Source organism: Pseudomonas sp. NPDC089534, from assembly GCF_044749305.1.
Lineage (GTDB): Bacteria > Pseudomonadota > Gammaproteobacteria > Pseudomonadales > Pseudomonadaceae > Aquipseudomonas > Aquipseudomonas ekonensis.
The window spans coordinates 61789-75729 of sequence record NZ_JBIVHR010000007.1 but is presented as its reverse complement, the minus strand read 5'-3'; the positions used below and the strand labels follow the sequence as shown (position 1 = coordinate 75729).

The window sequence follows — 13941 nt, the reverse complement described above, 5'->3', positions numbered from 1 at the left end:
CGCTCGCTTGCCTGTCGGATAGCCATGGCGGATCCGCCCGCCACGCACTCACTTAGGTTCCGAGCGAACGCCCTCGGGAAAAGTTCACCGGGATTTGCCGTGCCGCAAAACCGGATCGAATCCGTCGTTGAGCGGTCAATCCACTTAAGCACTTCTTGCGCCATGTGCCATGTGCCATGTGCCATTGAGGAGGTTCACCGATGAGTATCCCGATCCCGGCCGAAACACCCGATCCGAACATCGACAAGCCCGTGCTGCCGGAGACCGAACCGTCACAGGTCCCCGAGCAGGAGCCGCCCGGCAGCACACCGCCAGCCAGGGAGGAGCCGCCGACCACCATGCCGCCGGTGATCGTCCGGCCCGCTCAAGGCGTGTGATCCCTTTCGAAGAGACTGACGATCCTCGGCATCACGCTGAAGATCCCCAGCGCCAGCAGCGTGCTGAGCACCGCCGTCGCCTCGCGGCCCAACCCCGCCGCGACGCCGATGGCGGCGGTCATCCACAGGCCGGCGGCGGTGGTCAGGCCCTTGACGTGGCCTTCGTCCCCTTCGTGGTTCTTCAGGATCGTGCCGGCGCCGAGGAAACCGATGCCGGCGATCACCCCTTGCACCACGCGGCTCATGGCGTCGGCCTGGGCCCCGGATACCTGCGGTACCAGCACGAACAGCGCCGCGCCGAGCGCCACCAGCATATGGGTGCGCACCCCGGCGGCCTTGCCCTTGTGCTCGCGCTCAAAACCGAGGATCCCGCCCAGGAGCGCCGCCATCAGCAGGCGCACGGTGATCCGCGTCACTTGCGACGCATCGCCGATGTCGGCGAATTCCGTCTGCAGCGTTTCCCGCACTTCATGCCACCAAGCGTTCATCGCACCGTCCTCACCAAGGGCCTTTAAGGGGTGGACAGCGCCGACCGCTGATCGGTTGCGCAGAACCCCGCGCCGACACGACGCCCTAACCTTTCAACAGCCTTCGCAAAAGGACCGTCCCATGCCCGTTCGCATCGAAAACCAGACCTGTTTTTTCTCCACCGAAAACGGTGAGCAGATCCGTCTGTGCGGCGACCTCACCGTCATCACCGACAGCGAAAAGGCGATGTCCGCCGTCGAGATCGAGGGCCGGCGCATCTACGTCACCGAAGCGGAAGCCGATGCCTTGACCGTTGCCGGCGCCACGGACGGGCGCAAGCACCTGAAAGCCAGCGACAGTGATTCGGTGATTTGACTGACCTCGGTCAAGACCCGGCGCAGACGCCTGGGATAGGCGTTTGCGCCTTGGCCGGCGGGCTGCTTCAAGTTGTCGCAGGGCCTGATGAAAAGCGCATCTGATACGCTTTTTATTGAAATACCTGAGTCTGTTATGCAAACAGATCGGCGCTCATAGTGCACAGGCCTGATGGAGGCTGATGAGCGAACGACCATGAGCGAACACATTCCCGTCCGAACCATTGATCCAGCCGCGACACCGAACATAAAAAGTGTGCCCGCACGCCCAATGAAGGCGACGGCCAAGTCCAGCGACAACCAGATCTTCACCCGCAGCTTCACCGGCCTGTTCCGCACCCTGCGCATGAGCGGCGCCGGTTTCCTGTTCCTGCTGTTCTTCGGCACCGTGTGGCTGAACTGGGGCGGTCGCCAGGCCGTGCTGTGGGATTTGTCGGAAAGCAAGTTCCACATCTTCGGCGCCACGTTCTGGCCGCAGGACTTCATCCTGCTGTCGGCGCTGCTGATCATCGCCGCCTTCGGCCTGTTCGCCATCACCGTGTTCGCCGGCCGGGTCTGGTGCGGCTACACCTGTCCGCAGAGCTCGTGGACGTGGATCTTCATGTGGTGCGAAAAGGTCACCGAAGGCGAGCGCAACCAGCGGATCAAGCTGCAGGCCGCCCCCTGGGGCGTGAACAAGCTCGCGCGGCGTGTGGCCAAGCATACGCTGTGGCTGGGCATCAGCCTGCTGACCGGCCTGACCTTCGTCGGCTACTTCACCCCGATCCGGCCGCTGGCCCAAGAGCTGTTCACCTTGCAGATCGGCGGGGTCAGCCTGTTCTGGGTGCTGTTCTTCACCGCCGCCACCTACATCAACGCCGGCTGGCTGCGCGAAGCGGTGTGCATGCACATGTGCCCGTATGCGCGGTTCCAGAGCGTGATGTTCGACAAGGACACCCTGGCCATTTCCTACGACGCGGCCCGCGGCGAGAACCGCGGCCCGCGCAAGCGCGACATCAAGCCTGCCGAAGCGGGTCTCGGCGACTGCATCGACTGCCAGATGTGCGTGCAAGTGTGCCCGACCGGCATCGACATCCGCGACGGCCTGCAAATGGAATGCATCGGCTGCGCGGCGTGCATCGACGCCTGCGATTCGATCATGGACAAGATGAGCTACCCCCGCGGCCTGATCCGCTACACCTCTGAGCGCGAGCTGCAGGGCGGCAAGACCCACCTGCTGCGCCCGCGCCTGATCGGCTACACCGCCGTGCTGGTGGTGATGATCGGCGCCCTCGCCCTGGCGCTGGCCGAGCGGCCGATGGTGTCGCTGGACGTGACCAAGGACCGCGGCCTGTTCCGCGAGAACGGCCAGGGCCAGATCGAAAACATCTACACCCTCAAAGTCATCAACAAGACCCAGCAGCGCCAGGACTACACCTTGAGCCTGGTGGACGGCGACGGCTTCCAGTTGCAGGGCCGCACCGAACTGAGCCTGGCCGCAGGCGAAATCGTCGATGTGCCGGTGTCGGTGGCCATGACCACGGAACGCGCCGCCAGCAGTTCGCAGACCTTGAGCTTCAGGATCGCCGACAGCGACGATCCGCAGGTCTACAGCGTGGCCAAGAGCCGGTTTGTCGCGCCAATGAACCGCTGAGCCAGTAAGATGGCTGCCCAGTGCAGCCAGGGCATGGACCGGAAACCTGTAGCAACGGCCCCCGAAGCGCGGAGCCCTGTGGCGAGGGAGCTTGCTCCCGCTTGAGTGCGCAGCACTCACCGTCATTGGGGCCGCTGCGCAGCCCAGCGGGAGCAAGCTCCCTCGCCACAGGTTCCTCTGCTCCGTGCGCAAGCAACGCCCTTCGAATTCAGTCCATCGCGGGATACCGATGAAACGCTACGAAAAATTCGCCGACGACATCGCTGAACTGATCCGCTCCGGCGTCCTCGGGCCCGGCCAGCGCGTGCCGTCGGTGCGCTATGCCAGCCAGACCTACGGCGTCAGCCCGTCCACGGTGTTCCAGGCCTATTACCTGCTGGAGCGCCGCGGGCTGATCCGCGCCCGGCCGCGCTCGGGCTACTTCGTCAACACCCACGCCCCGAGCCCGTTCTCGGAGCCGGTGATCAGCAGCCAGGTCAACGAGTCCACCGAGGTCGACGTCAGCGAACTGGTGTTCTCGGTGCTGGAGTCGATCAAGGATCCGGGCACCGTGCCGTTCGGTTCGGCCTTCCCCAGCCCGACCCTGTTTCCGTTGCAGCGCCTGTCGCGTTCGCTGGCCCACGCCGCGCGGGAGATGGATCCGCGCATGGTGGTCACCGACATGTCGCCGGGCAACCCGCAACTGCGCCGGCAGATCGCCCTGCGCTACATGGTCGGCGGGCTGATGCTGCCGATGGAAGAACTGCTGATCACCAACGGCGCCCTCGAAGCCCTGAACCTGTGCCTGCAAGCGGTGACCGAGCCCGGCGACCTGGTGGCCATCGAGGCCCCGGCGTTCTACGCCAGCCTCCAGGTGCTGGAGCGCCTGAAGCTCAAGGCCGTGGAGATCCCCGTGCACCCGCGCGACGGCATCGACCTGGGCGTGCTCGCCCAGACCCTGGAGCGCCACCCGATCAAGGCCTGCTGGTGCATGACCAGCTTCCAGAACCCCATGGGCGCGACCATGCCCGAGGCCAAGAAACAGGAACTGGTGGAGCTGCTGCGCCGGCATCAGGTGCCGCTGATCGAAGACGATGTCTACGCCGAGCTCTACTACGGCCAGCAGGCGCCGAAACCGGCCAAGGCGTTCGACACCGAGGGCCTGGTGATGCACTGCGGCTCGTTCGCCAAGAGCCTGGCCCCCGGCTACCGCATCGGCTGGGTCGCCGCCGGGCGCTACGCGCAGAAGATCGAACGGCTGAAACTGATGACTTCGCTGTGCGCCTCGATGCCGGCCCAGGCGGCCATCGCCGACTACCTGCAGCACGGCGGCTACGACCGACACCTGCGCAAGCTGCGCTATGCCCTGGAGGAACAGCAAAGCGCGATGCTGGCGGCCATCGCCCGGTACTTCCCGGCGCAGACCCGGGTCAGCCAGCCGGCGGGCGGCTATTTCCTGTGGCTGGAACTGCCGCCGCAGATGGACTCGCTGAAACTGTTCCAGATGGCTCTGGCCCAAGGCATCAGCATCGCCCCCGGCCCGATCTTTTCGCCGGCCCAGCGCTTTCGCAACTGTATCCGGCTGAACTACGGCAGCCCGTGGACCGAGGCGTCGGAGAAGGCGATGGAAACGCTGGGACGGATCGTGCGGTCGTTCTGACCGCCCTCCTTCACTCCGTCAGACGCTCGGTGCTGGCCAGGTAGCCGGGATGGCTCGTTGCGGACAGAAGGCCGGCCGACACCAACAACTGGCCCCCAGACAGCAAACTGGCAGTGTGCTCGAAGCGTTCCGTCACCAGTTCGGCACCGATTGTCCATTCTCGGGTGTCGGGATCGAACAGTTCCGTCATGTGGCCGGCCTCCACGCTTGAAGCAGCACCGGTGACCATGACGCGCCCCGAAAGCAGTCGGGTGACATCGTGCCCCGTGCGGCCATGAACCATTGTCCCGGCAAGGCTCCAGCGGTCCGCTTGCGGATCGTAGAGGTACGCGTCCGCCCGTCCAGGATAAAACGGGGCATCCGCCCCGCCAACCACCAGAACCCGGCCATCGGCCAACCGCGTTGCCGTGTGCTGCATGCGTCTTTCGGGCAACGGCTGGACGGTACTCCATTCACCCGTGGCCGGATCAAACAATGCAGCGTCATCGATGGCCGCATTCAGTTGCGCCGAATACCCTCCCGACACCAGCACTTTGCCCGACGCCAACAAGGTCGCTGTGTGATTCATGCGGGCGAACGGAACATCGGCGGCTGCACTCCACCGGTTTGCGACCGGATCGTAGATTTCGACGCTGGCGAGCACCTGCCCCTGCACCTGGGACAGATTGTTGCCTCCGCAGACCATGACATGTCCGCTGTCCAGAAGCGTCGCCGTATGGGCAAAGCGCGGAGTCTTCAGCGCCGCCGCCGCCCATTGATCCGTTGCCGGGGAGTACAGCTCGACGCCGTTGATCGAGCCCGCCGCCCCGCTGCCGGCAATGACCATGACCTGCCCGCTGTTCAGACAAACAGCCTGATGCCCCGAACGGGGTTCAGGCAGCGCAGCCACCCGCGTCCAGGCGTTGTTTGAAAGGCTGTAGCGTTCGACGTCCGCCAAAGCGCCGGACAGCCCTTTGCCGAGGTGATGCCAAGGAGCCTGACCGGTCGTCCCGCGTGTACCGCCCATCCCCCATGAAGCGAGCGCCATGCCATTGAACCCACCCACCACCAGCACATCGCCATCCGGCAGCACGGTGGCCGAGTGAGAGGCCCGCGGAACATTCATGGGGGCGGCCGGAACAAAGGAACCGTCAACGGTGTTGTTCATCACAGTGCTCCATTGCAGATTGTCGGTACGCTGGGTGAAGCAGCGACCGGCCACCCACCCTTCTCGTCCAGACGAATCTAAAAGCCCCGATCACGACCGTCTACTGTCAGAAATAACAGGTACGGGCGGCGTTTTCACTCAAGGCCGCCCTCACGCCGCCCCGCGCACCAGCAGCACCCGCGTCACCCGCCGCTCCTCGACCGCCATCACGGTCATCCGCCAGCCGTCGTGCTCCAGCCGGTCGCCGATCATCGGCAACCGGTCGAGCAGGCTCATCACCAGGCCGGCCAGAGTCTGGTAATCCTCGGTGGCGGGCGCGCCGAAACCGGTGCGCTCACGGATCCGCGCCAGGTTCAGCGCACCGCTGACCAGAAAACCGCCCTGCTCCTCGACCACGTCCGGCCCCTCGATCTCACTGGCGTCCGGCAGTTCGCCGGCGATCGACTCGAGGATGTCGGTCATGGTCAGCACGCCGACGAAGTCACCGAACTCGTTGACCACGAACGCGATGTGGGTCGAGGCGGCGCGCATCTGCTCCAGCGCGTTGAGGATCGAATAGCTGTCGAGCAGGTTGATCGTCTTGCGCGCCAGGTGTTCGAGGTTCGGTTCGTGACCGGCCAGGTACTCCTTGAGCAGTTCCTTCTTGTGCACGAAGCCCAGCGGCTCGTCCACCGCGCCGTTGCGGATCAGCGGCAAACGCGAGTAGGACGAATGCATCAACCGGGTACGAATCGTCTCGGCATCGTCGGCCAGATCGATGTGGTCGACATCGGCGCGCACCGTCATCAAGGCACGGATCGGGCGCTCGGCCAGTTGCAGCACGCCGCTGATCATCACCCGCTCGCGGCGGTCGAACAGCTCGGCGCTCGGCGCGTCGCCGTCATCCAGCAGGTCGGAGATCTCCTCGCCCACCTCCTCCACCGCCAGCTTGCGCCCGCCCAGCAGGCGCATCACCGCATGGGCCGTGCGCTCGCGCATCGGCCGCAGGCCCTGCATCGAACGCTTGCGCCGGGCCCGGGCGATCTGGTTGAACACCTCGATCAGGATCGAGAAGCCGATGGCGGCGTACAGGTAGCCTTTAGGGATGTGGAAACCCAGGCCTTCGGCGGTCAGGGCGAAACCAATCATCATCAGGAAGCCCAGGCACAGCATGATCACCGTCGGGTGCGCGTTGACGAACCGGGTCAGCGGCTTGCTGGCCACGATCATCAGGCCGATGGAGACGATCACCGCGATCATCATCACCGCCAGCTCATCGACCATGCCCACGGCCGTGATCACCGCGTCCAGCGAGAACACCGCGTCGAGCACCACGATCTGCGCCACGATCGGCCAGAACAGCGCGTAAGCGGTGTTGGCCGAGCGCTGGCCGACGTGGCCTTCCAGCCGTTCGTGCAGTTCCATGGTGGCCTTGAACAACAGGAACACACCGCCGAACAGCATGATCAGGTCACGGCCGGAGAAGCTCTTGCCGAACACCTCGAACAGCGGCTGCGTCAGGGTGACCAGCCAGGAGATGCTCGCCAGCAGGCCCAGGCGCATGATCAGCGCCAGGGACAGGCCGATGATCCGCGCGCGGTCGCGCTGATGCGGCGGCAGCTTGTCCGCCAGGATCGCGATGAACACCAGGTTGTCGATGCCGAGCACCAGCTCCAGCACGATCAACGTCAAAAGGCCCAGCCAGGCCGTGGGATCCGCTAACCATTCCATATTCTGTCTCGGTCTCTCTTCAGTGTTTTCGGGCTGCCGGGCACGGCAAAGCGCGGCGCGAAAGCCCGAAGGCTGCGCCATCAACGATAGTCGGGCGTCGGAAGACCGGATGCTGCGAGTGCGTCAAGACCGCGCCTGGGCGCGAAAGAAAGGGGCGACTGGGAGGCTCCGTGAGGGTGTTCATGCAAGTCCTGAATGGGAAAAAGGACTTGGAGAGTACAGGCTCACGCGGCCATCGCCACAGCGGCAAATCATTTCAAAATCTGTAAAACACCGGGCGACAGATACCCTGCTGGCGATGGGGCCCGGACTGACGCCATCGCCAGCAGGCTGGCTCCCACAGTTTTGGAGGCTAAGGCTTGATCGCCGACAGCAGCCGCTCGGCATTCGCCCCGCAGCTCATGCCTTCGGGCCGCGACAGGATGCCGTCGATCACCTCCAGCAAGCGCGCCCGGCTCTCGGCCAGGTGCCGCTGCATGGCTTCGATCTCCTGGACCTTGCCCTGCAGGCTGGTCACCAGTTCGTCCTGGTCGTACTCGCCGGTGACGGCGTTCGGCAACAGCAGCTTGAGTTCATCCAGGGAGAACCCGGCGCGCTGGGCGCTCTGGATGATGTGCAGGGTCTGCAGCACCTGCGGCGAGTAGCGCCGGTAGCCGTTGCCCAGCCGTTCGACCTTGGGGATCAGGCCCTGGGCCTCGTAGAAACGGATCCTTGAGGCGCTCAGCCCGCTCTGTTGCGCCAGTTCACCGATTTTCATGGATACCTCGCATTCCTGCTTGACCTTAAACTTGACTTTAAGCTTAGCCTCGCTGCATCACTGATGAGGAGTCAAGCATGTCGCCCTTCAACACCCTGAATCTGCCCAACGGCCAGACCGTCGGCAACCGCATCGCCAAGGCATCCATGGAGGAAAACCTCGCCGACGCCGACCAGGCCCCCTCCACCGCCCTGTACCGCCTGTACCAGGCCTGGGCCGATGGTGGCGCCGGCCTGCTTTTGACCGGCAACGTCATGATCGACCGCCGCGCCATGACCGGCCCCGGCGGTGTGGTGCTGGAAGATGAGCGTCATCTGGAGCAGTTCCGCCGCTGGGCCGAGATCGGCCGCTCCGGCGGCGCGCAGTTGTGGATGCAGCTCAACCACCCCGGCCGCCAGACCTTCGCCAACATGGGCCAGCCGGCCATGGCGCCGTCGGCGGTGGCGCTGGAGATGGGCGCGTTCTCCAAGCTGTTCGCCGAACCCCGGCCGATGAGCGAAAGCGACATCGAAGAGGTCATCCAGCGCTTCGCCACCAGCGCCGCCCTGGCGGAAAAGGCCGGTTTCACCGGGGTCGAGATCCACGCAGCCCACGGCTACCTGCTCAGCCAGTTCCTGTCGCCGCTGACCAACCGCCGCACCGACCGCTGGGGCGGCTCGCTGGAAAACCGCGCACGCCTGCTGCTGTCGGTGATCGAAGCCGTGCGTCAGGCAGTCTCGCCGCAGTTCTGCGTGGCGGTGAAGCTCAATTCGGCGGACTTCCAGCGCGGCGGCTTCGACACCCACGATGCGCGCCAGGTGATCGAATGGCTCAACGCGCTGCCCGTCGATCTGCTGGAGCTGTCCGGTGGCAGCTACGAGGCCCCGGCCATGCAGGGCGAGGCGCGGGACGGCCGCACCCTGGCCCGCGAGGCGTTCTTCCTGGAGATGGCCAGCGAACTGGCCAGCGCGGCTCGGATGCCGGTGATGGTCACCGGTGGCATCCGCCGCCTGCCGATCGTCGAGCAGGTGCTCGACAGCGGTATCGACATGGCCGGCATCGCCACGGCGCTGGCCATCGAGCCGGACCTGGTCAACCACTGGCGCGCCGGCCGCCCGAGCGAGCCGCAGCTGCCGCCGATCCGCTGGAAGCGCAAACCGCTGGCGTCGCTCGCCAACATGGCCGTGGTGCGTTTCCAGATGGCGCGCCTGAGCCGTGGCCGCAAGCCCAGGCCCGAGGTCTCGGCGCTGTGGGCGCTAATCCTCGACCGGGTATACCTGGGGCGGCGTACGCGGCAGTACCGGCAGGCGATGTCTGGCTGATGCCCGTCATTTGCGACACTTGCCGTCGCCAGACCGCTCCTGCGTTGCGTCAGCCGTCAAACGAGTAGCGCTGGATGATGGCGGTGTACTTCTTCACTCGATGGCGAGGCGGCTTCCTCTGCTTGGCGATCAAGTCAGTGTAAATCGCCATTATTTCCCTGAACCGCTCGAATTCAGCGATGTTTCCATCAGATGGGTTGAAGTTGATCAGCGCTTTTAGCTCGCTCATTTCGACGGTGTCATTCTTCGAATCGAGAGACTGAAGCAAACTCGAAAAACACAACGGAGTGCCCAGCGCTATCGCCAACAAGGTCAGCAACGCTTTGTATTCACCCGCTTCGAGTGCCGCGAGGTCATCGGGTTTGAGGCTGACCTTGATAAGGCGATAGACATTGAGAAAACGCAGCGCGCGTCGAGGGGAAGATCCCATGTACCTGGCCAGCAGTTGCAGCGCGTCAGTTTCACCGGGAGAGATGCTCAGCATGGTCGTCTTGACGTCTTCAATTTTGACGGCTTCGCCTGTGCCAGGCCCATCAGCTACCGGTACGTCGCCGTCAGTCTGATCTCCACCTTTTATCCGGCTCAACTGGCTCTGCAAAAACTGCTCACTGGATACGCTATCCATCGGGCGCATCCAGTAGGGAATCTGAAAGATCTTTTCCAGGTAATCGGACACGGAGGCCGTCTGTTGCTGCTCGCCGTTCGCAGCCATCAAGTTCGGATAGTGATCGAGCAGCGCCTGGCGCACCCAACGCACATCCACTGCGACCATCACCACGAACAAGGGAAAAGTCAGCAGCAGATGCACCGCCTGCAGCACCTCGACGACTTTGTCCGGCGGGCAGCGGTCCAGGTCGTCGATGTACAGCGCGATCCGTTTGAAGGATCGTACTTCCTCAAGGGAATGAGCGGCGGCCGCCCGCAGCTTCTGGATGTCTTCGTCGTCCAGCAATGCTTTGTTGGCCTCCAGGAACGCATCCATTTTCAACACAAACGCCGAGCGTTCCGCCTCGACCGAAGCCCGGAGACTACTCGCCCCCGTCACGTTGAAGGCCAATTCCTCGAAGTCCTTGCGTACCGTGGCGATCAATCCCAGATGTTGCGCATAGTCGCCGTCCGTCGCCCGGGCCCGGACGAACTTCTTCAGGCGCCCGGCACCGGTTCCTTGAGAGAAATCGTGAGTGGCAAGCGCCAACTGTTCACTGGTGACTTGCACCAAGGCCTTGGCCTCTTCGACGCCGGCATTCGCCTTGGCCTGTCGCTGAACGGCTTGCTCAAATGCTTTCTTTTGTTCGGCAAGTCGGCTATCGATGGCTTTGTCCAGCGCCCTCTTACCCGCCTCCAGCTGTTTCAACGCCCCACGGGCCTTGCCCCAGACCCAGCGCAGCCGGGCAGTCACCGCCGCCACCGCAACACTCGCCAACATCAAGCCGTCATGCAGACCTTGCAGGGAAGGGAATTGTGCCTTGAGGATTGCCACGCCCTCTGTCGCAATCCACGGCAATGCCAAGACAATCGCGACAAAGGCACCGACGTTCCACCAGCTCAGCAGTTGGGACTTGTATCCACTGGCAAGCAACTTAGCCTTTCCCGCTTCTTCATGCAGGGCATCGGATACGCTCTGAAAGGCCTCGGTACGCTCGGTCAAGGCATCGATTCCAAGTACCTTGGCAGCCTTCGCGAACTCGTCTTTCGCATTTTTGATCTCTTCGCCGGGATCCTCACCGTTGAACACCTCACTCAACGCCGCAAGATAGACAGACGGCGAAGTCGCGGTATTGGCTTGAACCTCTGCGAGCTCCTGGCGGGCCTTGAGCAGTTGCTCTGCGGCCGCACGCTGATCGCGACGGCGACGAACCAGCTCTTTGGCAGCATCCAGCGTCAGCATTCGCGAAGTTGACAGGTGTTCGAGCAACGGGTCGCGAACTTCGGCATTGTGCTTGATGTACCAACGATCCAATTCGATAAACAGGTGACTCACCAGGCTGGCCCACAGATTGGTCTCCACGTAGTGCCAGGCATTGAACCGAATCTGCACAACGTCCGTGTGGAACGCCGTGGAGCCAGCTTCAGGGGCCTGAACACTTGCCTTGCCCTGGCTGAGACGTTCGATGTGCTGATAAATCAGGCGCATGAAAAACGATTTGCCGCTGCCCCAGTTGCCGAACAGCCCGATAGCCAGAGGTGGTATGAAATCCTTCGCCACGGCCAGGCGCGCAAAGGCTTTCGCCTCATCATTGGCGCCCAGACGGTCATCCAGGTCAGACGCCCATGGGTCGTCGTTTTGGGTGATGGCGATGGAGGTGGTGCCCGGACGGGTAACCGGTGGTTCCTCCCCCCGAGTCAGGGTGTTCCCACTATCGCCCGGCTTCTCTTTGGACTCTGGCGGCCCGTTCGGATCGTTTTCCTGTGGCGCAGAAGCATCCTGGTCTGGATACCGCGATCGCTGCTGCGCTTCTCGCAGATCGGAACTCGATGGCGAAGACGCATTGTATTTTGCTTTTTGATTCCTTGAGGGGGCCGATGGTCTCGACTGATCGTCACGACTTGTGGGTTCATCGTCATTTGTGTTCACGAAACACTCCGCCTCGTATGTACGACATTAGAAGTCATTCAGGTGTGAGGGCCTGCCCCCTTCCTGTCTGCCTGCTACCGCCCGGAAAACCGCAACCGCGACAACTGCCGCAAATCCCCTTCGGCGTAATACTTGTCGGCCCAACTGTCATCCGGGGTCAGCGGCTGCACCTGCTTCAGATCCAGCTTCTTGGCGAAATAGCGGAAGCGGTAATGCTCGTAGAAGCGCAGCAGTTCCAGGCCGTAGCGGTCCGCCAGGTCGGTGTCGCCGCGGATGATCAGGAAGTTTTCGTCGTTGCCGTTGCTGGCCGAGGTGCTGAGGTTGTGGCTGCCGCTGATGATGGTCGGGGCGTCGGTGGTGAAGTCGGTGACCACCGCTTTGGTGTGCACCAGCAGGTTGCCCTTCTGGCCTTTCATGTTTTCCCGCAGCCAGCCTTCCAGGCCGGTGTTGAGCAGTGCGGTGGCGGCGAATTCGGCGGTGCGGTCGGCGTGGAAGCCGGTGATTCGGCTGGCGGTGTTCTGCAGGCCGTAGCGCAGGATGTCGTCGTGGGGCTGGCCGAGCAACGCGTTGAGGATCGAGTCAGGCAAGTCGAACGCGGTGACGAACAGCACGTCCTTTTTGGCCGCATTGATGATGTCGACGAACTCGCGCAGGTCGGCGCCGCCGGTGCGCGGCGAAAACCCGGCGAACAGCGGTTTGGCCGGATCCATCGGATTGACGTCGGTGATCCAGTCGCGGGTGGCGCCGACATCGGCGGGCGTCGCCCAGATTTCCTCGAAGGTGCGCAGGTAGCTGGCGGCGATGGCCGGATCGTCCAGCACATGCACCACGTTGGCCTGGCGGTAGACGCCGTTGGCGGTGAAGTTGGTGCTGCCGCACAGCACCGCCTGCGGCTGGCGCACGCCGCCGGCATCGAGGCGGCTCAAGACGATGAACTTGTTGTGGAAGATGTTGTGGGTGACCCGCCCGCGCTTGCTGGCCTCTGGCAGGTGCGCCAGGCTCGCTTGGTTGATCGTGGTGTCTTCGTCGTCGGGCCGGGCGTGGTACAGCACCCGCACCTGCACCCCGCGGTCGAACGCCGCGTTCACCGTGTCGATGATCGCTTGCAGCTGGTACTCGTAGATCGCGATGTCCAGCGCCCACTGGCCGTCGGTGGCGCGCTGGATGAACCCCTGCAAGCGCCCGAGCAGGCCGTTCTCCAGCCATTGGCGCGCCGCGTCGGGCCAGGCTTCGATGGGCAGGTTGCGGTTGGCGCTGATCTGCGCGTCGAGGTCGGGAAACTTGCGCTGGAAGGCCTGGCTGGCCGCCACGGCGCGGTTGAAGATCACGCCTTGATTGGCCGGGTGGCCGTCGTCGGAGCGGATGCTCAGCTCCAGCGATTCGCCGAGCGCGGGGGCGTCCGGCGTGCCGTAGGCCAGGTGCACGCGGTAATGGATCGTCATGCCGGGGTTCACGGCGTAGTCGGCCCAGCGGAATTTCTGCAGGGGGGCCAGGTCGCTGGGGGTGGCGTGGAACTCCGGCCGGGTATGCGCCTTGCCGGGAAAGGTCAGGCTGTTGAACAGGAACAGCCACGGCTTGTCGCCCTGCTGCTTCTCGATGGCGAAACCGAGCAGGCCCTTGCGCCGGGGTTCGGCGACGTCCATGGCGAGCAGCACGCCGTTGGTGCCGGCGTAGGCCTTGACGCGAAAATCGTCCTGGGGGTTGGCGACCAGTACGCGCATGGTTCACTCCTTGTGATGGACTGGGGTGGAGCATAGAGCAGCGCGGCGGGTTTGACGCGGCAGATCAGGCAAAAGCGATGCTGACTGTGCCGGCCTCATCGCTTGCAGGCAAGCTCCCACAGGGTTTTGTGGTGGCCGCAGATTCTGCATACACCCGTGATCCCTGTGGGAGCCAGCCTGCTGGCGATGGCGGTGGGTCAGGCAACAGGGATGTCGGCTGTGCTGGCCTCATCGCTGGC

11 protein-coding genes are annotated in these 13941 nt (G+C 63.9%); 5 read left to right on the top strand and 6 right to left on the bottom strand.

The features are described 5' to 3' along the window. The first annotated feature begins 200 nt into the window (after nucleotides 1–200). Nucleotides 201–377, top strand: a complete 177-nt coding sequence (locus ACIP0B_RS03625) for a hypothetical protein (protein ID WP_400829854.1) — start codon at nucleotides 201–203, stop codon at nucleotides 375–377. On the opposite strand, the gene ACIP0B_RS03620 is transcribed toward ACIP0B_RS03625, so the two are convergent. Beyond that, nucleotides 365–865, bottom strand: a complete 501-nt coding sequence (locus tag ACIP0B_RS03620; protein WP_400829853.1) for an MgtC/SapB family protein — start codon at nucleotides 863–865, stop codon at nucleotides 365–367. The genes ACIP0B_RS03625 and ACIP0B_RS03620 overlap by 13 nt on opposite strands. Before the next feature lie 121 nt (nucleotides 866–986). Between ACIP0B_RS03620 and ACIP0B_RS03615 the strand changes: the two genes are divergently transcribed. The 3 genes from ACIP0B_RS03615 to mapR all read left to right on the top strand — a co-directional run bounded on the left by ACIP0B_RS03615 (nucleotide 987) and on the right by mapR (nucleotide 4491). Beyond that, complete coding sequence (locus tag ACIP0B_RS03615) at nucleotides 987–1220, top strand: DUF3203 family protein (protein ID WP_217891771.1); 234 nt, start codon at nucleotides 987–989, stop codon at nucleotides 1218–1220. A 195-nt stretch (nucleotides 1221–1415) separates the two neighbouring features. Beyond that, on the top strand, nucleotides 1416–2852 hold the full coding sequence (gene ccoG, locus ACIP0B_RS03610) for a cytochrome c oxidase accessory protein CcoG (RefSeq protein WP_400829852.1): 1437 nt from the start codon (nucleotides 1416–1418) through the stop codon (nucleotides 2850–2852). A gap of 229 nt (nucleotides 2853–3081) precedes the next feature. Further along, nucleotides 3082–4491, top strand: a complete 1410-nt coding sequence (gene mapR, locus ACIP0B_RS03605) for a GntR family transcriptional regulator MpaR (RefSeq protein ID WP_217891769.1) — start codon at nucleotides 3082–3084, stop codon at nucleotides 4489–4491. Between the two features lie 10 nt (nucleotides 4492–4501). Here the strand turns inward: mapR and ACIP0B_RS03600 are convergent, their stop codons facing one another. From ACIP0B_RS03600 to ACIP0B_RS03590, 3 genes are all read right to left on the bottom strand, one after another. Further along, entirely contained in the window at nucleotides 4502–5638 is a 1137-nt protein-coding gene (locus ACIP0B_RS03600) for a Kelch repeat-containing protein (RefSeq protein WP_400829850.1), read from the bottom strand. 150 nt (nucleotides 5639–5788) lie between these two features. Continuing rightward, nucleotides 5789–7348 (bottom strand): transporter associated domain-containing protein, encoded by a 1560-nt coding sequence (locus ACIP0B_RS03595; protein ID WP_400829848.1) that lies wholly within the window; start codon nucleotides 7346–7348, stop codon nucleotides 5789–5791. Nucleotides 7349–7700: 352 nt separating this feature from the next. Continuing rightward, nucleotides 7701–8105 (bottom strand): MerR family transcriptional regulator, encoded by a 405-nt coding sequence (locus tag ACIP0B_RS03590; protein ID WP_400829847.1) that lies wholly within the window; start codon nucleotides 8103–8105, stop codon nucleotides 7701–7703. Between the two features lie 77 nt (nucleotides 8106–8182). Here ACIP0B_RS03590 and ACIP0B_RS03585 point away from each other — a divergent pair, with 77 nt between their 5' ends. Beyond that, nucleotides 8183–9406: an NADH:flavin oxidoreductase/NADH oxidase family protein gene (locus ACIP0B_RS03585; protein ID WP_400829846.1), complete on the top strand. Its 1224-nt coding sequence runs from the start codon at nucleotides 8183–8185 to the stop codon at nucleotides 9404–9406. Nucleotides 9407–9455: 49 nt separating this feature from the next. On the opposite strand, the gene ACIP0B_RS03580 is transcribed toward ACIP0B_RS03585, so the two are convergent. Both ACIP0B_RS03580 and ACIP0B_RS03575 read right to left on the bottom strand, forming a co-directional pair. After that, nucleotides 9456–11981 (bottom strand): P-loop NTPase fold protein, encoded by a 2526-nt coding sequence (locus ACIP0B_RS03580; protein WP_400829844.1) that lies wholly within the window; start codon nucleotides 11979–11981, stop codon nucleotides 9456–9458. Nucleotides 11982–12055: 74 nt separating this feature from the next. Continuing rightward, complete coding sequence (locus ACIP0B_RS03575; protein ID WP_400829842.1) at nucleotides 12056–13702, bottom strand: phospholipase D-like domain-containing protein; 1647 nt, start codon at nucleotides 13700–13702, stop codon at nucleotides 12056–12058. Between the last annotated feature and the right edge of the window lie 239 nt (nucleotides 13703–13941).